This is a genomic window from Priestia sp. D3YE.R1 (genome assembly GCF_049199565.1).
Classification (GTDB): Bacteria; Bacillota; Bacilli; order Bacillales; family Bacillaceae_H; genus Priestia; species Priestia aryabhattai.
Genome location: NZ_JBLTHW010000002.1, coordinates 764,195 through 782,680 on the forward strand (window position 1 = coordinate 764,195; position 18,486 = coordinate 782,680).

The following is an 18,486-nucleotide window of genomic DNA, read 5'->3' on the forward strand; positions in this document are numbered from 1 at the left end:
TACTACTGTTTGATAATATAAATACAATTTTTAGTTCAAAAAATACAAGTAATTGTAAACTGCTTATTACTCATTATTTTATAGTTCTTTATGTTTTGAAAATCCCCATAAAACAAAAGAATTATAGCACTTATTAACCCATTTGCAAAGATATTTTAAAGAGAAAATAAAAAGAAAAAAAAGGAGAAATTCTTTTGCGTGCAAAGAGAATAAATTTTGTGTACATTGTAGATTGTGATAGAGTTAAGAATATAGATATACATAGATTGAAGAAATAAATGGAGTGATGAGAAGTGGAATATCAATACCCTATCTCCCTTGATTGGAGTACAGAAGAAATTATTGATGTAGTGAAGTTTTTTGAAAGCATTGAACGAGCTTATGAAAAAGGTATTGAGCGTGATCACCTAATGGCAGTCTATCGCCGATTTAAAGAAATTGTGCCAAGTAAAGCAGAAGAAAAAACAATCTGTAACGATTTTGAAGACCAAAGCAAATACTCTTCTTATCGAACAATTCAAAAAGCAAAGGCTGCTTCTTCTGGAGATATCATAAAAATGTAAAAAATGGAGCCAAGCTTGGCTCCATTTTTTTTATATCAATTCGTTAAAATTATGCATATGCTTTTTTAGTTAGTTCATATAATGGAGTTACCGTATGAAATGTTTGCTCAATACGAGCCATCCATTCTTCGCCGTTCATTGCAATCGCTTCGTCTTTTGGAATTGTAATGCCGCATAGGATCTCAGCTTTTTTAACCGTCTCTAGACGTTCAAACAAACTCTCTAAGTCTTCAGAAGATAAGTCGCCCATTTTTTCACTATCAGGTTTTGTATGATCCTTCGACCAAACAAACGAGGCTGGGATATTTTGACGAATCTCCTCAATGTTTTGTTTTAGCAGCTTTCCAAATTGTTCTTTAATAGGTGATTCGTAAATGACGGCGAACCACACAAAGACATGTGTTTCCCAAAGGCCAATTTGAAAATGAGGGAGCTTTTTATACCCGCGTTTACTGTTAGCAAAGGCTACCCACGTGTCTGCTGGCGGGTTAACTGTTCTTCGTGCATGTTTGGCAATGTGTACGAACATTTCATCTCCACAAAGTGAAGAAAGAGTAGGAGCAAAATGATTGCTTAATTGTTCGAATTTTGGGCGTATCGTTGTTTTGATGGCTTCCATACGTGCATCAAGCCCCTCGATACGGAATACGTTAAAGTCATCTTGTGAAAATCCTGAGAATGCCATGTGAAACCTCCGTTTTTTAGTGAATATGTATAGCTGCTGTGCATCTATGCAAGTAAGTATGATTTACGCGAAGATTCTACCACATGAAAAGCATAAACACCAATTAATTCGCATATGCTTGTCAAAACGTGTCTATCATTTTTTTATAGGTAATCACACAATTTAGTTGCATGAGATTAGGTTTTGACATAGACTATATCAATCAAAATATCTGAAAATTTAGTTTTCTATAAGCGGGTTCAATAATTTGAGAGGGGTGTTTGAAACATGAAACAAGTGGTGAATATGTATAAGAAGAATGATGGACAAAAAAGATTAGGTGTAATTCGTTTGGAGTTAGATTACGAGTTAGCGACGTTATATGAAGCCATGATGGAGAATAATGAGGAACAAAAACAAAAATGTAAGCGAAAGCTCGAGAAACTTCGTGAAGAAATGATATCTCTTCAGTAGCAGATACGGGAATAAAATAGAACAAATAAGGGTAAACTATAAAAGAGGATTAAACTGAATGAGCAGATTTATAAGTGGTAACAGAGCACGTGGGAGAAGAAGCGGCAGTTCTTCTCCCACGTGCTCTGTTAATTGACATCTTGCAGAGGTTTTTTTAAGCTTAAATAAGCGACGTATTTTTGAGGGGGAATTGAGATGACACAACGCTGGAAAGAAATTGATACATACGTTAAAGAGTGGCTAAAAGAAGCTGGACAAAAAATTCAACAGTCGTTTAGTAAAGAACTTCTCATTCAAACGAAATCGAATCCAAATGATTTAGTAACAAATATGGATAAAGAAATTGAACAGTTTTTTATCTCAAAAATTAATGAAACCTTTCCAGAACATCATATCCTCGGAGAAGAAGGATATGGAGAAGAGCTTGAATCAGAAGAAGGAACAATTTGGATTATCGATCCAATCGACGGGACGATGAACTTTGTTCATCAGCAGCGAAATTTTGCTATTTCCATCGGTATATTTGAAAATGGTGTAGGACAAGCAGGTTATATTTATGATGTTATTCATAATGAGCTGTATCATGCTTTAAAAGGACAGGGCGCGTTTATGAATGACATCCAATTGCCGAAACTTGAACCTGTACCAGTTGAACAAGCTATTATTAGCCTAAATGCGACATGGGTGACGGAGAACCGTCGTATTGATCCTTCCGTATTAAGTCCGCTTGTACGTAAAGTAAGAGGGACTCGTTCATATGGATCCGCAGCTATTGAGCTTGCTTACGTAGCGGCTGGACGCTTGGATGGATATATTACTTTACGTTTGGCTCCATGGGACTTTGCTGCCGGTAAAGTATTGATTGAAGAAGTTGGGGGAGTTATGACGGATTTAGAAGGAAAGCCGTTAGAGATTCTTGAAAAAAGCAGTGTATTTGTAAGCAAACCAACATTACATGACGAAATCTTTCGTACGTACCTTGAAGGAAAGTGGAATAAATAAAATAGAAGTGAAGACTTACGTATAGTGGAAGAATTTTGTGATGAAAAAACGTCATGAACCATTTTGATCTTGCAAATGGCCATGACGCTTTCAATCATCGCAAAAAAATTACAGCTGCCCTTTTTCTCGCATTTTTTTCTTAGTCGTAAAGCCAAAACCCATTACAACAATTAAAGCTACGATAGCTAAAATGACCCCGAGAGCGCTTCCTTCTCCGATAAATATGCCAATTGACATAATAGCTGCAGTTGCGATGAATGCATATAAAACGAATACCCACTTAATGTTTCTCATGTTGATTCCTCCCATTTGTAACGGATATTTATAGTGTACAACAAAATCATTCTGCAATTCTAGAGTTAGTGTGATATAATAGCTTAGTTATTACAAGCATAGGAGTGAAATGCGTGAACATTCGTAAAGATTTACGTAATATTGCCATTATTGCCCATGTAGACCATGGGAAAACAACGTTAGTAGATAAATTATTACATCAGTCCGGAACATTCCGTACTAATGAGCATGTTGAAGAACGTGCGATGGATTCAAATGACCTTGAGCGTGAGCGTGGAATTACAATTTTAGCGAAAAACACAGCTATTAATTATAAAGATACGCGTATCAACATTATGGATACGCCAGGACATGCTGACTTCGGTGGAGAAGTTGAGCGTATTATGAAAATGGTAGACGGTGTTCTACTTGTAGTAGACGCATATGAAGGATGTATGCCTCAAACGCGCTTTGTATTGAAAAAAGCATTAGAGCAAAACTTAACGCCGATTGTTGTTGTTAACAAAATTGACCGTGACTTTGCTCGTCCAACTGAAGTAGTTGATGAAGTAATTGACTTATTTATTGAACTAGGTGCAAGTGAGGAACAAATTGAGTTCCCTGTTGTTTATGCTTCAGCAATCAACGGAACGGCTAGCACGAACCCTGAAAAGCAAGATGAGAACATGTCATCTCTATTTGACTCAATCATCGAGCACATTCCAGCACCAGTAGACAACAGCGAAGAACCACTTCAATTCCAAGTGGCAATGCTTGACTACAATGACTATCTTGGTCGTATCGGTGTAGGTCGCGTATTCCGCGGAACAATGAAAGTAGGCCAGCAAGTTGCATTAATGAAGCTTGACGGTACGGTAAAACAATTCCGCGTAACAAAACTATTCGGTTTCCTAGGCCTAAAGCGTGTTGAAATCGAAGAAGCAAAAGCAGGAGACCTGATCGCTGTATCAGGAATGGAAGACATCAACGTAGGTGAAACAGTATGTCCGTTTGACCACCAAGATGCACTGCCAATTTTACGTATTGATGAGCCTACTTTACAAATGACGTTCTTAGTAAACAATTCACCGTTTGCTGGTCGTGAAGGTAAATTTGTTACATCTCGTAAAATTGAAGAGCGCTTAATGTCTGAACTTGAGACAGATGTAAGTTTACGCGTGGAAAATACTGATTCACCGGATGTATGGGTCGTTTCAGGACGTGGAGAACTTCATTTATCTATTTTAATTGAAAATATGCGTCGTGAAGGATATGAGATTCAAGTATCAAAACCTGAAGTAATCGTTCGTGAAATTGATGGCGTTCGCTGTGAGCCGGTTGAACGTGTTCAAATCGACGTGCCTGAAGAACATACGGGTTCTATTATGGAATCAATGGGTGCTCGTAAAGGTGAAATGGTTGATATGATTAACAACGGCAGCGGTCAAGTTCGTCTGATCTTCATGGTTCCTGCACGTGGTTTAATCGGTTATACAACTGAGTTCTTATCGTTAACTCGTGGATTCGGTATCATTAACCATTCATTTGATAGCTACCAACCAATGCAGCAAGGTCAAGTTGGAGGTCGCCGTCAAGGTGTGCTTGTTTCTATGGAAAGCGGTAAATCATCTACTTATGGAATCCAAGGCGTAGAAGACCGCGGTACAATTTTCGTGGAGCCGGGTACAGAAGTATACGAAGGTATGATCGTAGGAGAACACACTCGTGAAAATGATATCGTTGTTAACATCTGTAAAATGAAGCAAATGACGAATATGCGTTCTGCTAATAAAGATCAAACAACAGGTATGAAAAAACCTCGTATTATGTCTTTAGAGCAATCACTTGAATATTTAAACGAAGATGAATATTGTGAAATCACACCAGAATCTATTCGTCTACGTAAAAAAATTCTTGATAAAAATGAACGTGAAAAAGCAGCGAAAAAGAAAAAATACGCTGACACAAAATAATAAAAAAAGTAAGTCGTTAGCTCTGTTTGCTAGCGGCTTGTTTTTTATCAATTATATCAGAATTTTCTATTTTTTGAAAGCGTTTTATAAAGAAGGGATTTGGAAAGGAAAAAGGTGGCTTATATCGAATAATGTAAAATAAGGAATAGGGGGAAGAAATATGGATGTAAAAGAACACCTTTCATTTTTTGCAGCTTTGTATCAAGTAGATGAACATGCAAAAATAGGAATGTGGCTGTTATACTTTACTATTTTAGGGCTATCTGTTCTCGTGTACAAACTCGGGTTTGCAAAGAAGCTGCCGCTTTTAAAATCTGTGGTTATTTATCTGTTTTTAGCTTTTGGATGTACGATCTTAACGTTTTTAGGCATTTTTTTACCTGTAGCTGAAGGGCTTGTGGTTGCAGCGCTTGTATTAATCATTTATAAAATACGGCTGTATCAGTCTAAAAAGCAAAACTCCACGTTTGGTTCATAGAAGACTACATAAAAAGACGCTTGTAGCTACAAGCGTCTTTTTAGGAGGATATAGCCGAAACCAAGAGCGGCTGCGAAAATTAAATGGCCAGCTGTCCAATAGAAAATCGCTACTGCATCATCCGCCGCAGGCGTAGGCTTAAGCGCAAGCAGCGTCAACGGAAAATACAAAGGAATGGTTGGAAGTGTTAATAAAAAGGAACACAATACGATTTTTCGAATAGACATATTATTTAATTTACCTACTATGTAAACAAAAACGATCCCAATTGCAACGGCAATGAATAAATGAAAAACAAACTCTACCCATTCAGGCCATTGAATAGGGCCAATGATAGGAATAAAATCAACATTTAATAAAAGGGTATAAACTTGTTTGCCGGTTAGCCATTCTATCCATTTCAAACATAACCCAAGGATAATCCCGCTTAACATGCCAATACTTATTCCTAATCGGAGCACCTTACCAATCCTCCTCTGTCTTTTTCGACTCATATAGTTTAAAGTTACCAGTAGCTATGCGTTCTTTTGTTCGTTTTTCAATCCGTTCAGAACATTCATTGCACATATATGTATGGATAGGACGGTTGCGCAGTCGTTTTGCCACGAGCGTTTCATCCTCAATTGTTTCAATTTTATCGCACATGACACATTGTACTCTCATTTCTATCACCTCAACTTCTCTATACATCATTCTAGCCGAAAATCCTTGTTTTATAAAGTTTTTTTGCGGTGCTATCTCTCAGGAGAAAAGGAACGATAGGAAAACATTCCTAAAGAAGCAGGTAATTTTGCTTGTTAGCTCGAAGATAGTAACTAGTAAGTACATAAACAGTAGGAGGGATGAAAATGGCCAACGAAGTCGAGACTCAATTAGTAGATGCATTATACGATGAGCTACAGACAGAGAGATTTGCAACCATTTCAACTATTGATTTTGAAACAAACGGTCCAAATGTTAGTGCCATTTCGTGGTTAGTAGCTCCGACTAAACAAAAAATTCGATTTGCCGTAGATGTCAAATCGAGGATTGTAGAAAACATTAAACATACGAATAAAGCCGTGGTAAATATTCTTGCTAATGAATCATGCTACTCAATCAGCGGAATAGCTGAGGTAGTGCAAGAAAAGTTAGAAGGAGTAGCTTTAAAGCTGACACTAATTGAACTAGATATTAATGAAGTAAGAGATGTCATGTTCTATGGTTCTAAAATTTCAGTAAACCCTTCATATGAAAAGACCTATGATCCAGTAGCAGCCGCTAAACTCGATAAGCAAGTAATTGAAGCGATAAAAAAAGCTTAGCAGCAGCCTGCCGCTAAGCGACTTTCTTATTCATTTTTTTGAAGATGATTATTAGATTGTTTTTCCTGCTCATTCTTTAAGTTTTGCTCTTGTTTATTATTTAATTTTTGATTGTTTGTATCTGTTGAACTAGGATTTCGGCGGATTTCTTCTGCAAATTCAGGCATCACTCGGTTTACAATGGCCGCTAATTCATCTAAAAATCCTGTAACCGGACGGCCTTTGCGAATTTCATTTCCAATTTGTTTTAGCCGAGCAACCGTATCAGGATCTGCAATAACAACAGAATTAGCGCCGTACGGGTCAGCTTTCAGACCTTCAGCGACTGTATATTTGATTGAACTTACTTCTGAACGATCAATATCTTTGCCGACGTCAATGCCTACGATTGCATATTTACCGAGCACAATGGCAGTAGCATCATTTACATTCGGAACGCTTGAAGCCAGTTCAACTAAATGTGCTGATATTTCATTAGCAGTACGCTTGTGAGAGCGTTCAGGAGATGAATTTTTCACCTGTACAATTCGATCTGTTTTTTGCCCTTCTTCAACGTCTGCTTGGTTATTGTTGCAGCCGGTTAGTGTAATAAAACATAAGCTAATGGATAGAAAAAATTTGTTCATGTGGGAGACTCCTCCTTATGAATGACTCATTTTTTGTAGTAATTTGTATTTAGTTTCTAATAGTTCTTCTATCTTTATACACGTGTTCATATATTTAAAGAAAATGGTCCGTCCATTTAAGGTCACTTCACACATGTGCGTTACATAGTATATAAATGGATGGGTGCCTTGTTTCACTCCTTACAGGAAAAACAATCGGAGTAGGAGGCTGAATTATTGGGAAAAATTTATGTATTAGATACGAATGTTTTATTACAAGATCCGCATTCAATTTTTTCATTTGATGATAACGAAGTAGTGATTCCAGCCGTTGTATTAGAAGAAGTTGATTCGAAAAAAAGAAATATGGATGAAGTCGGACGAAATGCAAGGCAGGTATCCAAACTCATTGATAACTTGAGACAACATGGAAAGTTATATGAGAAAATCCCGTTAGAAAATGGGGGCCATTTGCGAATTGAACTCAACCATCGCTCTTTTCAACAGCTTCAAGAAATCTTTGTAGAAAAAACAAATGATAATCGAATTTTAGCCGTTGCTAAAAATTTATCTCTTGAAGAGGAAACAAAAGAAGATGGACGTGAAGTGATCCTAGTGAGTAAAGATGTGTTGGTACGTGTGAAGGCTGACGCAATCGGCTTAAGAGCAGAAGATTTTTTAAGTGATCGAGTAGTGGAATTCAATAGTATTTATACAGGCTTTTCAGAAGTCTATATTGCAAAAGAACTGCTGAGTCAATTTTACGAAAAAGGAGAGCTGCTAACGTCTCAAATTGCGAACCACTCCTTTTTTGCAAATCAATTCTTAGTGATGAAAGATGCATTTGGGGGATCCGGATCAGCCATCGGCATTGTCGATCAAACAACAACGAAAGTAAAAAAGCTTTTATTTGAATATGATCATATCTGGGGAATCAAACCTCGAAATGTTCAGCAAATTATGGCGTTAGAACTTCTTCTTAGAGACGACGTTCAACTGGTCACGTTAATTGGAAAGGCAGGTACGGGTAAAACGCTGCTTGCTTTAGCTTCAGGACTTATGCAGACGGAAGATTTAGGATGTTTTAAAAAGCTACTTGTAGCTCGTCCAATTGTTCCTTTAGGGAAAGATATTGGATTCTTGCCAGGAGAAAAGCAGGAGAAGCTTCGTCCATGGATGCAACCAATTTATGATAACCTAGAGTACTTATTCAACACTAAAAAACCTGGAGAACTGGATGCGATTCTAGCGGGGCTCAGTTCGATAGAAGTGGAAGCCTTGACATATATAAGAGGCCGAAGCATTCCGGAGCAGTTCATTATTATTGATGAAGCCCAAAATTTAACGAAGCATGAAATTAAAACAATTTTAACAAGGGTAGGGGAAAAGAGTAAAATTGTGCTTATGGGAGATCCGGCTCAAATTGATCATCCTTATTTAGATGAGTATAACAACGGATTAACGTACGTAGTTGAAAAGTTTAAAGAGCAAAAAGTATCGGGACACGTTCGGTTAATCAAAGGAGAGCGCTCCGGGCTAGCACAATTAGCAGCTGATATTCTTTAAAAAAAGTGGGGTTCCTTTTGGAACCCCACTTTTTTATTATGTAACGATGATTTCTTCCACATATTTAATAGGGTTATTTCGGTTAGACCCGTCAGGTAAATAGACATAGATAGGCCCGTCTTCTCTAAGAGGCTTTCCATCTTGGCTGAAACCAAAGATTAGTTTTTGCGCTTCTTCTAATGAAAAAGAAATCAGCGCGTCTTTTGTTTTAAATGAAACGTTGGTAGCTTCTTCAGTAGGTGAAGCGTTTGCTAGAAAAGGTTCAAATGAAATGCCAAATGTTCCATTTACTAGCTCCTGTTTTTTGAATTTCTTTTCGGTTTTTAACGTAGGAGGAAAGACGGCTCCTTCTTGAATTTCACGGTCCCAATGCTTCGAAACAGCCTTTGTGTACGCTTCTGTCTCGTCTTTTTGCTCCGGTGGATGTTCAAAGAAAACGTCCATATCGAGCTTGCGGTCATCGAAAATCCACACGCTTGGGTCAAGTGTCAGCGTATATTTTACTTTTCCTTTTAACATAATAATTGAATTCATCATAAATGCCCCCTTGCTAAAAGTATAAGCGCTTTCTACTTATTTGTCACTTTGATGAAAAAATTTAGTTGAGAGTGATTCTCGTATGATATAATGTAAGAGTCAACGAAAGTGCGAAATTTCCTACATCTATGGTAATGCTTTTGAGAAAGTAACAGTATAAAAAAGACGGCCAGCCTCACGGACATGTTTATCCTTGCTTTTTTGGAGCATAGCCTTTAAAATTGAGAGATAGATTAGGTAATCGCTCGCGAACGGAGGGATTGAGTTTGACGCCTGAGACAATGATAGATCATCGTGAAAAAGCGTATGCGTTGTTAAAAGCTGATGCAGATAAGATTTTGCAATTAATTCAAGTTCAAATGGATAACTTAACAATGCCACAATGTCCTCTTTATGAAGAGGTTTTAGATACACAAATGTTTGGTTTATCAAGAGAAATTGATTTTGCAGTTCGTCTTGGTTTAATTGATGAACGTGTTGGAAAAACATTGCTAGACCGCCTCGAGCGTGAACTTTCTGCACTGCATGAAGCGTTTACAAAAAAATAAAAATCACGCGATCGAAACTCAAACTATATACAAACGTAGTTTGAGTTTTTTATTACAGGTGGTTGAAATTTCCTAATTTACTCAAATTTGTACATAAAAGATGAAACGAAACAGAAACACGTCATTTTTAAAGGAAGAGGGTTATGGTAAAAAAAATATTTAGGCATTTTGACTATTCGATTGTAATTCCAGTGCTGCTTCTTTGTGCGGTTGGACTAGTTATGGTTTACAGTTCAAGTATGATTGTAAGTATTACAAGATATCATACGTCAAGTGATTTCTTTTACAACAGACAAAAAATGTGGCTTGCTTTTACGCTTGTATTGTTCATTTTAACAATGCTAACACCTTACAAGCTGTATCCTAAAATACTGCCTTATGCGATTCTGGGCATTTTTGTACTGCTTTTGCTTGTGTTTGTAATGGGTCATACGAGTAACAATGCGCAAAGTTGGCTGCAGCTTGGGGGAGCAAACATGCAGCCGGCTGAGTATGCCAAGCTTGTTGTCATTTTATACTTATCGTATGTTTTGTCTAAAAGGCAAGAGTATATTGACAACATCAAAAAAGCTTTTTTTGGACCTATGGGTCTTGTATTTCTAATATTAGGTTTTGTAGCGATTCAGCCTGACCTTGGAACGGGATCAATTATTTTTGCTATTGCCGTTACCATTATGCTATGTTCGGGAATCTCTAAAAAAACCTTCTTCCGCATGCTAGCACTAGGTATCATTTTGCTTACGGTAATTATTACGATTGGTTTTTTTACAGGTCAGTTTACTGCCAATCGAATTGGCCGTTTTACCGGTGCATCAGATCCGTTTGCCAATGCTCAAGGAACCGGTTATCAGCTGGTTAATTCATATTTAGCAATAGGTACAGGAGGCTTAAAAGGCCTTGGTTTAGGAGAAAGTGTACAAAAGTATGGTTATCTTCCTGAGCCCCATACCGATTTCATTATGGCTATTATTGCAGAAGAATTAGGGTTCTTTGGAGTTATGCTCGTGCTGGGTCTTTTAGGCTTCTTAATTTTCAGGATTTTAATGCTGGCTAAAAAATCTCAGGATCCGTTTGCTAGTATGATCTGTATTGGAGTAGCGAGTATGATAGGTATCCAAACGGGGATTAACCTTGGAGGACTTACGGGACTCATTCCGATTACGGGGGTAACGCTTCCATTTATCAGTTATGGAGGGTCTTCGCTGCTAACGCTGATGGTATCTATGGGAATTATTGTAAATATTTCGTTTTTCGTAAATTATCACAATAAAAAACAGAAAAATACGGAAAATATTGTGCTACATCCGAACAATACATCAACAACAAGTGATTGATTTTCGTGAAAAAATTGTGTAAAAAAAGCAAAAATTTATTGGAATTTTATCATTTTCCATAGATTTTTGCTTTTCTTTTATTCAATTTTGCTATATATTGAAGTTTATACGAAATTGAGAGGAGATTAGCAACATGAGTTTTGTAACTAAAAAAATCAAAAAAGTATTAGTAGCAAACCGAGGAGAAATTGCGATTCGTGTATTTCGAGCATGTACTGAACTGAATATTCGGACTGTTGCAATTTATTCGAAGGAAGACGCAGGTTCTTATCACCGTTACAAAGCGGATGAAGCCTATTTAGTAGGAGCGGAGAAAAAACCGATTGATGCTTATTTAGATATAGAAGGCATCATCGACATTGCTAAGTCTCATGATGTAGATGCTATTCACCCTGGCTATGGTTTTTTGTCAGAAAATATCCAATTTGCAAAACGTTGCGAAGAAGAAGGCATTATTTTTATTGGCCCAAAATCCAAGCATCTTGATATGTTTGGCGATAAAGTAAAAGCACGTCATCAGGCTATTCAAGCAGATATTCCCGTTATTCCTGGTACGGATGGTCCTATTGATTCAATTGACGAAGCAAAAGAATTTGCTAATCAGCATGGATATCCTCTAATGATCAAAGCGGCTTTGGGCGGAGGCGGTCGAGGCATGCGTATCGTTCGCGATGCAGACAGCCTGAATGAATCTTATGACCGTGCCAAATCAGAAGCAAAAGCGGCTTTTGGTAATGATGAAGTGTATGTCGAGAAATTAGTTGAAAATCCAAAACATATTGAAGTGCAAATTTTAGGTGATGAACAAGGAAATGTTGTGCATCTTTATGAACGCGACTGTTCTGTGCAGCGTCGCCACCAAAAAGTAGTAGAAGTAGCACCAAGTGTTTCTATAGATGAAGACTTACGTCTCCGCATTTGTGAAGCAGCTGTACAGCTGATGGAAAAAGTGCAGTACATAAATGCTGGTACAGTAGAATTTTTAGTATCAGGAAACGATTTTTATTTTATTGAAGTAAATCCACGTGTTCAAGTAGAGCACACAATTACTGAAATGATTACAGGTATTGATATCGTTCAATCGCAAATTTTAATTGCAGACGGCTACGGACTTCACAGCAAGGAAGTGTCCATTCCTGCACAAGATCAAATTCAAGTACATGGATATGCGATTCAATCTCGTGTAACGACAGAAGATCCGTTAAACAATTTTATGCCGGATACGGGTAAAATTATGGCTTATCGTTCTGGTGGCGGTTTTGGCGTACGCTTAGATACGGGAAACAGCTTCCAAGGTGCTGTAATTACACCGTATTATGATTCACTGTTAGTAAAAGTAACAACATGGGCATTAACATTCGATCAAGCTGCATCAAAAATGGTGCGGAACTTAAAAGAGTTTCGTATTCGTGGAATTAAAACAAATATTCCGTTTCTTGAAAATGTAGTGAAGCATGATAAGTTCTTAACAGGTGCTTATGATACATCATTTATTGATACAACGCCTGAACTTTTTGTTTTCCCAAAGCGAAAAGACCGCGGAACTAAAATGCTTACATACATTGGGAATGTTACGGTAAACGGATTCCCAGGCGTATCGGAAAAGAAAAAGCCAATCTTTACGAAACCGCGCGTTCCTAGTGTGGATATAAGCAAACCAATTCAAAACGGAACAAAGCAGATTTTAGATGAAAAAGGTGCTGAAGGGCTAGTAAATTGGGTGAAAGAACGCAAGGAAGTGCTATTAACGGATACAACCTTCCGTGATGGCCATCAGTCTCTGTTAGCAACGCGTATTCGTACAAACGACTTAAAACAAGTAGCTAACCCAACTGCACGCTTGCTTCCAGATTTATTTTCTATGGAAATGTGGGGAGGAGCAACGTTTGATGTCGCTTATCGATTCTTAAAAGAAGATCCGTGGGATCGCTTGCTTACTTTACGTCAACAAGCGCCAAACGTTCTTTTCCAAATGCTTCTTCGCGCGTCAAATGCGGTTGGATATAAAAACTATCCTGATAATGTAATTAAGGAATTTGTTGAAAAATCAGCTTATGCAGGTATTGATGTTTTCCGTATCTTTGACAGCTTAAACTGGGTGCAAGGAATGACTCTTGCAATTGACTCCGTTCGTCAAACAGGGAAGATTGCAGAAGCAGCGATGTGTTATACAGGTGATATTTTAGATCCGACACGCCGTAAGTATGATTTGGATTACTACAAGAACTTAGCAAAAGAGCTTGAGCAGTCTGGCGCACATATCCTAGGCATTAAAGATATGGCGGGTCTTTTAAAACCGCAGGCAGCTTATGATTTAGTATCGGCTTTAAAAGAAACGGTTGATATTCCCATTCACCTTCATACGCATGATACAAGCGGAAACGGTGTATACACGTATGCAAAAGCAATTGAAGCAGGTGTAGACATTGTGGACGTAGCCGTAAGCTCAATGGCGGGCTTAACGTCTCAGCCAAGTGCTAACTCTCTTTATTATGCATTAGAAGGAGCGGACCGTAGACCAAACCTGGATATTAAAAATCTAGAAGAGCTTTCTTACTATTGGGAAGATGTGCGAAAGTATTACCAAGACTTCGAAAGCGGCATGAACGCTCCTCATACGGAAGTGTACGAGCATGAAATGCCAGGCGGTCAATATAGCAACTTACAGCAGCAAGCAAAAGCAGTTGGTTTAGGAAACCGCTGGGATGAAGTAAAAGAGATGTATTCACGCGTGAATTTGCTATTTGGTGATATTGTAAAAGTTACGCCATCATCAAAAGTAGTTGGAGATATGGCATTGTTTATGGTTCAAAACAACTTGACAGAAGAAACGCTGTTTGAGCGCGGTGAAACGCTTGACTTCCCGGATTCAGTTATTGAATTGTTTGAAGGGTATTTAGGACAGCCGCACGGGGGATTCCCTAAAGAGCTTCAGCGCATCATTTTAAAAGGCAGAAAACCTATTACAGTTCGCCCTGGAGAACTGTTAGAAGATGTGGACTTCGATGCAGTGAAAGCTAAGCTATTTAAAGACTTGAATCGTCAAGTAACAAGTTTTGACGCCATTGCTTATGCGCTGTATCCAAAAGTATTTATGGATTACCACAAAGCAGTTGAGCAATATGGGGACATTTCCGTTCTTGATACACCAACTTTCCTATATGGAATGCGTTTAGGAGAAGAAGTTGAAATTGAAATTGAAAAAGGAAAAACCTTAATTGTTCGTCTTGTATCCATTGGTGAACCTCAGGCAGACGGTACGCGAACAGTATACTTCGAATTGAACGGTCAGCCACGTGAAGTCGTGATTAAAGACGAAAGTGTCAAAACAACCGTTACGGCAAAACAAAAAGCCGACCAAGGAAATCCGGCCCACATCGGCGCTTCAATGCCTGGAACTGTTATTCGAGTAGTAGTAGAAAAAGGCGATAAAGTCTCAAAAGGTGATCACTTAATGATCACAGAAGCAATGAAAATGGAAACAACCGTGCAAGCACCATTTGACGGCGTGATTAAACAAGTACACGTGTCGAATGGAGATGGCATCCAGCCGGGAGATTTATTAATTGAATTAGAAAGCTAATCAAAAAAGGTACGAGCTCAGAGCTCGTACCTTTTCTGATTAATTATGTGTATGACGCGTTGCAAGTAAGGTTAAGTAGCTTAATACACCGAATAGGAAAGAGATAATTAAAGAATGAGCAAGCGCGAGCTCTAGCTGCAGACGTGTGACAACAACAAGCATACCGGAAACCGTCTGAAAAATAACTAGAATGAGAGCAGCTAACCATCCGTAAAAAATATTTTTTTGATGACGATAATATTTAACTGCATGGATAAAGGCAGCTAAAATCCATACAAACGTTAAAACAGCAGCGAATCGATGTCCCATTTGAATCCACTGATTCAAATCAACAGGTAGCCAACCGTTTCCATTTGAACACAATGGAACGTCTGGACAGGCTAAGCTAGCTTCTTTATGGCGAACAAGCGCGCCCGTGTACACAACGGCATATGTGTACAAGATAACCCCGTAAATATGTTTTTTCATTTTAGAACCTAGCTGCATATTAGTTGCGTCGAGCTTTTGATCCACTTCAAAGATAATAAGTGTTAACAGCAGCACAGAAGCAAACGAAATAAGAGAAATACCAAAATGAAGAGCTAGCACCGCATCTGATTGCCCCCACATAACGGCTGCTGCCCCAATTAATGCTTGCAGTACGAGGAAGAAAAAAGAAATAAACGCTAAAGGCCTAATTTCTTTTATATGTCCTAATGCAATCCACGCCCACACGCACAAAGCGAGCACAAGAAAGCCCGACACGCCAGAAACTAAGCGGTGGCTTAATTCAACAACGGTTTCAAATGTTAAAGGGTCAGGAATGAGCTGTCCGTTACACAAAGGCCAAGAATCTCCGCACCCGTCTGCTGAACCAGTTTTCGTCACAAGGGCACCGCCAAGTAGAATAAGTAACATGGCCATGCTTGTTACAATGGATAACAACTTTAATCCAAGTCGCACAATAATCACCATCCTAAAAGCAAAGTAAGTAATATAACGAGCTAAACAATTTATTCTAATCTTTTTGTATATTAAACATAAATTTCATTTATTCTCCATAAACTTGATTGAATTTGTTATAATGGTAGAAAGTGTAAGGTTTGTTCATGAGTTTGACTCTGCAGATGTGTAAAAGGTACCGTACAGAAAACTATTTTACTTGCGGAAATATCTTTTAACAAGTGACAGGGACATGCATTTAGCTCATGACAAAAAAAATCCATATTTTTTTCATGAATTCTTCACAAAGTAACGGCAAAATATGGTTTAATAAACATGAGAAATAGATATTTCTCTACTATTTTACCGTTTGCATGTGAAGCTTTTAAGTAGTTTTGGTGAGAGGAATATGACTTCTTTGTGAACAAAGAGGAGATTTTTGTAAAAATATGTTGAAAACGCCTTCATTTATAGACTCTTTATTTACTAGATAAAAGTCTGTGGATGAGTAAAGGAGGAAGCGCCATGGAAGATTCAAAAATGGTGGAAGATTCAACGCTTTCTGCATCGCCTAACACAGCTCATGTAAGCGAAAATAGTTCCATTTGGTCAGATTTTTTAGCTACGATTAAAATTGGAATAGTCAATTCAAATTTCATCACCACCTTTACTGGTTTTTGGCTAGCTCTTTTCTTCAACGAACAACACTTCTTAGAAAACCTGGATAAAGCATTTTTTACTTTAATAGGTTCTTCACTTATCATCGCCGGTTCATGCAGTTTGAACAATTACATAGATCGTGACATTGACCCTCTAATGGAACGAACAAAGGGACGACCTACAGTGACAGGGAGTTTTACACCTTTGACGGTCCTTGGGATTGGAATCGGTTTGACGTTAACCGGCTTGCTTATGCTACTAGTTGTTTCTTCCGTAGCCGCTCTCATCGGATTAGCAGGAATACTTACATATGTAGTTCTTTACACCATGTGGTCCAAAAGACTATACACAATTAATACAGTAATCGGAAGTATATCAGGCGCTGTCCCGCCTTTAATTGGATGGGCCGCTATCGATCCCAATTTACACGTAGTGGCTTGGGTATTATTTTTAATCATGTTTATTTGGCAGCCGCCTCATTTTCTAGCTCTTGCTATGCGAAGGTGTGAAGAATACCGAGCAGCGGGAATCCCTATGTTGCCTGTTGTACACGGTTTTGAGCTTACAAAACGACAGATTCTCATTTGGATTGCTTGTTTGTTGCCATTACCTCTTTATTTATACGAATTAGGCACTCCATTTCTAATTTTAGCCACTGTTTTAAACATAGGATGGCTATTTTTAGGATTTGCTCAATACAATAAACAAGAAGACACAAAGTGGGCTAGCATGATGTTTGTCTACTCACTAAACTATTTAACTATTTTATTTGTCTCAATGATTGTCGCAACGCTTTTTGCCTAGATAAAATCTTTCACTGAATGCGACATTGCACAAGGGGGATTTCTTCTACATGTAGAATTCATTATAGAAGGAATAAGTTTTATGCTCAAGAGGGCATAGATGAAATCACGTCAATGAAAGAGAGGTTGGGGAATGGTATGAAAAAATGGCGATTGAACTTTCGTGTTTTGTCGTTATTTACGCTGCTTGCATTCGTGTTATCGGCCTGTGGAAAACCGTTTTTGTCAACACTTAAGCCTGCAGGTGAGGTAGCTGAAGAACAATATTCGCTTATGCTGCTTAGTACAGCTATCATGGTTTTAGTTATTATTGTTGTCACCATTATCTTTATATTTGTTATTCTGCGCTTTCGCCGTCGTAAAGGCGAAGAGAATGTGATTCCAAAGCAAGTAGAGGGGAGCAGAAAGTTAGAAATTATATGGACAGTGATTCCTATCTTGCTGCTGATTATTTTGACTGTTCCAACGGTCATCTCAACTTTTAAGCTAGCGGACGTAAAAGGAATGAAGGACAAAGATGCTGTCGTAGTAAATGTGCGTGCTAACTTGTACTGGTGGGAATTTGAGTATCCTAATCAAAAAATTATTACATCCCAAGATCTAGTTGTTCCAACGGATAAAAAAGTCTACTTTAATATTAAAGCTTCTGACGTCAAGCACTCATTCTGGATTCCTTCAGTTGGAGGAAAGCTCGATGCTAACACAGAAAATGATAATAAATTCTGGCTCGTGTTTGATTCTAAAAAATCGAAGGAAGCTGACGGAGTTTTCTACGGAAAATGTGCTGAGCTTTGCGGTCCATCTCATTCTCTTATGGACTTTAAAGTACGGGCTGTATCAAGCAATGAATTTGATACGTGGGCAAAAGATTTGAAAAAGGCAAAGCCTGATGTAGAAACAGCATCCGCAAAAGCTGGTCAAGAAGTCTTTAATGAAAGCTGTATCGGATGTCATGCTGTTGACGTCAAAGACAATCGTCCAGAGCAAGCTCGTCAAGCACCAAACTTAGCCGGTTTTTCTGAACGTGAGCGTGTAGCTGGAGTGCTTCCTCACAACAAGGAAAATATCAAAAAATGGTTAAAAGACCCTGAGAAAGTTAAGCCGGGTAATAAGATGAGTGGTACATATCCAGACTTAACTGATGAACAAGTGAATGAGCTAGCAGACTATTTAATGAGTTTAAAAGAAAAATAAACGT

General features: G+C 38.1%; 19 protein-coding genes. 12 read left to right on the forward strand and 7 right to left on the reverse strand.

All coding sequences use genetic code 11. From position 1 onward, the window contains the following. The first annotated feature begins 293 nt into the window (after positions 1-293). Positions 294-563, forward strand: coding sequence for a UPF0223 family protein (locus ACOZIR_RS16055; RefSeq protein ID WP_013056061.1), 270 nt, complete (start codon positions 294-296; stop codon positions 561-563). Positions 564-612: 49 nt separating this feature from the next. Here the strand turns inward: ACOZIR_RS16055 and ACOZIR_RS16060 are convergent, their stop codons facing one another. Beyond that, positions 613-1,248, reverse strand: a complete 636-nt coding sequence (locus ACOZIR_RS16060; protein ID WP_045293813.1) for a YktB family protein — start codon at positions 1,246-1,248, stop codon at positions 613-615. 267 nt (positions 1,249-1,515) lie between these two features. Between ACOZIR_RS16060 and ACOZIR_RS16065 the strand changes: the two genes are divergently transcribed. Both ACOZIR_RS16065 and ACOZIR_RS16070 read left to right on the forward strand, forming a co-directional pair. Beyond that, on the forward strand, positions 1,516-1,701 hold the full coding sequence (locus ACOZIR_RS16065) for a hypothetical protein (protein WP_013056063.1): 186 nt from the start codon (positions 1,516-1,518) through the stop codon (positions 1,699-1,701). Between the two features lie 195 nt (positions 1,702-1,896). Beyond that, positions 1,897-2,703, forward strand: coding sequence for an inositol monophosphatase family protein (locus ACOZIR_RS16070; protein ID WP_016763440.1), 807 nt, complete (start codon positions 1,897-1,899; stop codon positions 2,701-2,703). A 108-nt stretch (positions 2,704-2,811) separates the two neighbouring features. Here ACOZIR_RS16070 and ACOZIR_RS16075 read toward each other — a convergent pair whose 3' ends face one another. After that, positions 2,812-2,997 (reverse strand): YlaF family protein, encoded by a 186-nt coding sequence (locus ACOZIR_RS16075; protein WP_045293815.1) that lies wholly within the window; start codon positions 2,995-2,997, stop codon positions 2,812-2,814. Positions 2,998-3,110: 113 nt separating this feature from the next. Here ACOZIR_RS16075 and typA point away from each other — a divergent pair, with 113 nt between their 5' ends. Both typA and ACOZIR_RS16085 read left to right on the forward strand, forming a co-directional pair. Next, entirely contained in the window at positions 3,111-4,949 is a 1,839-nt protein-coding gene (gene typA / locus ACOZIR_RS16080; protein WP_045293816.1) for a translational GTPase TypA, read from the forward strand. Between the two features lie 160 nt (positions 4,950-5,109). Further along, on the forward strand, positions 5,110-5,427 hold the full coding sequence (locus ACOZIR_RS16085) for a YlaH-like family protein (protein ID WP_045293817.1): 318 nt from the start codon (positions 5,110-5,112) through the stop codon (positions 5,425-5,427). Positions 5,428-5,453: 26 nt separating this feature from the next. Here ACOZIR_RS16085 and ACOZIR_RS16090 read toward each other — a convergent pair whose 3' ends face one another. Together ACOZIR_RS16090 and ACOZIR_RS16095 are read right to left on the reverse strand one after the other, a co-directional pair. Continuing rightward, on the reverse strand, positions 5,454-5,888 hold the full coding sequence (locus ACOZIR_RS16090; RefSeq protein ID WP_340141491.1) for a hypothetical protein: 435 nt from the start codon (positions 5,886-5,888) through the stop codon (positions 5,454-5,456). 1 nt (position 5,889) lies between these two features. Continuing rightward, entirely contained in the window at positions 5,890-6,090 is a 201-nt protein-coding gene (locus tag ACOZIR_RS16095; RefSeq protein ID WP_013056069.1) for a YlaI family protein, read from the reverse strand. Between the two features lie 185 nt (positions 6,091-6,275). Between ACOZIR_RS16095 and ACOZIR_RS16100 the strand changes: the two genes are divergently transcribed. Further along, complete coding sequence (locus ACOZIR_RS16100; RefSeq protein ID WP_013082304.1) at positions 6,276-6,731, forward strand: pyridoxamine 5'-phosphate oxidase family protein; 456 nt, start codon at positions 6,276-6,278, stop codon at positions 6,729-6,731. 26 nt (positions 6,732-6,757) lie between these two features. Here ACOZIR_RS16100 and ACOZIR_RS16105 read toward each other — a convergent pair whose 3' ends face one another. Beyond that, complete coding sequence (locus ACOZIR_RS16105; RefSeq protein WP_013056071.1) at positions 6,758-7,357, reverse strand: YhcN/YlaJ family sporulation lipoprotein; 600 nt, start codon at positions 7,355-7,357, stop codon at positions 6,758-6,760. A gap of 216 nt (positions 7,358-7,573) precedes the next feature. Between ACOZIR_RS16105 and ACOZIR_RS16110 the strand changes: the two genes are divergently transcribed. Further along, positions 7,574-8,902 carry a PhoH family protein gene (locus ACOZIR_RS16110; protein WP_013056072.1) on the forward strand — a complete coding sequence of 443 codons (1,329 nt, stop codon included), beginning with the start codon at positions 7,574-7,576 and terminating at the stop codon, positions 8,900-8,902. A gap of 36 nt (positions 8,903-8,938) precedes the next feature. On the opposite strand, the gene ACOZIR_RS16115 is transcribed toward ACOZIR_RS16110, so the two are convergent. Continuing rightward, positions 8,939-9,439, reverse strand: coding sequence for a hypothetical protein (locus ACOZIR_RS16115; RefSeq protein ID WP_080890213.1), 501 nt, complete (start codon positions 9,437-9,439; stop codon positions 8,939-8,941). Positions 9,440-9,720: 281 nt separating this feature from the next. Between ACOZIR_RS16115 and ACOZIR_RS16120 the strand changes: the two genes are divergently transcribed. The 3 genes from ACOZIR_RS16120 (at position 9,721) to pyc (ending at position 14,904) form a co-directional block, all read left to right on the forward strand. Continuing rightward, on the forward strand, positions 9,721-9,987 hold the full coding sequence (locus tag ACOZIR_RS16120) for a YlaN family protein (RefSeq protein WP_370506486.1): 267 nt from the start codon (positions 9,721-9,723) through the stop codon (positions 9,985-9,987). A 143-nt stretch (positions 9,988-10,130) separates the two neighbouring features. Next, a complete protein-coding gene (locus tag ACOZIR_RS16125) occupies positions 10,131-11,321 on the forward strand; it encodes an FtsW/RodA/SpoVE family cell cycle protein (protein ID WP_045293820.1) in 1,191 nt (396 codons plus the stop codon). Between the two features lie 133 nt (positions 11,322-11,454). Continuing rightward, the gene (gene pyc, locus ACOZIR_RS16130; RefSeq protein ID WP_045293821.1) at positions 11,455-14,904 is read left to right on the forward strand and encodes a pyruvate carboxylase; all 3,450 of its coding nucleotides are present in this window, start codon (positions 11,455-11,457) and stop codon (positions 14,902-14,904) included. A 39-nt stretch (positions 14,905-14,943) separates the two neighbouring features. Here the strand turns inward: pyc and ACOZIR_RS16135 are convergent, their stop codons facing one another. After that, positions 14,944-15,846 carry a COX15/CtaA family protein gene (locus ACOZIR_RS16135; RefSeq protein WP_412762010.1) on the reverse strand — a complete coding sequence of 301 codons (903 nt, stop codon included), beginning with the start codon at positions 15,844-15,846 and terminating at the stop codon, positions 14,944-14,946. Positions 15,847-16,350: 504 nt separating this feature from the next. Here ACOZIR_RS16135 and cyoE point away from each other — a divergent pair. Both cyoE and coxB read left to right on the forward strand, forming a co-directional pair. Next, positions 16,351-17,289 carry a heme o synthase gene (gene cyoE / locus ACOZIR_RS16140; protein ID WP_014460983.1) on the forward strand — a complete coding sequence of 313 codons (939 nt, stop codon included), beginning with the start codon at positions 16,351-16,353 and terminating at the stop codon, positions 17,287-17,289. A 137-nt stretch (positions 17,290-17,426) separates the two neighbouring features. Continuing rightward, complete coding sequence (gene coxB / locus ACOZIR_RS16145; RefSeq protein WP_045293823.1) at positions 17,427-18,482, forward strand: cytochrome c oxidase subunit II; 1,056 nt, start codon at positions 17,427-17,429, stop codon at positions 18,480-18,482. Positions 18,483-18,486: the final 4 nt, after the last annotated feature.

Bases quoted from the DNA above. Each gene is read 5' to 3' on its own strand.
- ACOZIR_RS16060 (WP_045293813.1), bottom strand. From the start codon at position 1,248: ATGGCATTCTCAGGATTTTCACAAGATGACTTTAACGTATTCCGTATC.
- ACOZIR_RS16065 (WP_013056063.1), top strand. From the start codon at position 1,516: ATGAAACAAGTGGTGAATATGTATAAGAAGAATGATGGACAAAAAAGA.
- ACOZIR_RS16070 (WP_016763440.1), top strand. From the start codon at position 1,897: ATGACACAACGCTGGAAAGAAATTGATACATACGTTAAAGAGTGGCTA.
- ACOZIR_RS16075 (WP_045293815.1), bottom strand. From the start codon at position 2,997: ATGAGAAACATTAAGTGGGTATTCGTTTTATATGCATTCATCGCAACT.
- ACOZIR_RS16085 (WP_045293817.1), top strand. From the start codon at position 5,110: ATGGATGTAAAAGAACACCTTTCATTTTTTGCAGCTTTGTATCAAGTA.
- ACOZIR_RS16095 (WP_013056069.1), bottom strand. From the start codon at position 6,090: ATGAGAGTACAATGTGTCATGTGCGATAAAATTGAAACAATTGAGGAT.
- ACOZIR_RS16100 (WP_013082304.1), top strand. From the start codon at position 6,276: ATGGCCAACGAAGTCGAGACTCAATTAGTAGATGCATTATACGATGAG.
- ACOZIR_RS16105 (WP_013056071.1), bottom strand. From the start codon at position 7,357: ATGAACAAATTTTTTCTATCCATTAGCTTATGTTTTATTACACTAACC.
- ACOZIR_RS16115 (WP_080890213.1), bottom strand. From the start codon at position 9,439: ATGATGAATTCAATTATTATGTTAAAAGGAAAAGTAAAATATACGCTG.
- ACOZIR_RS16120 (WP_370506486.1), top strand. From the start codon at position 9,721: ATGATAGATCATCGTGAAAAAGCGTATGCGTTGTTAAAAGCTGATGCA.
- ACOZIR_RS16125 (WP_045293820.1), top strand. From the start codon at position 10,131: ATGGTAAAAAAAATATTTAGGCATTTTGACTATTCGATTGTAATTCCA.
- pyc (WP_045293821.1), top strand. From the start codon at position 11,455: ATGAGTTTTGTAACTAAAAAAATCAAAAAAGTATTAGTAGCAAACCGA.
- cyoE (WP_014460983.1), top strand. From the start codon at position 16,351: ATGGAAGATTCAAAAATGGTGGAAGATTCAACGCTTTCTGCATCGCCT.
- coxB (WP_045293823.1), top strand. From the start codon at position 17,427: ATGAAAAAATGGCGATTGAACTTTCGTGTTTTGTCGTTATTTACGCTG.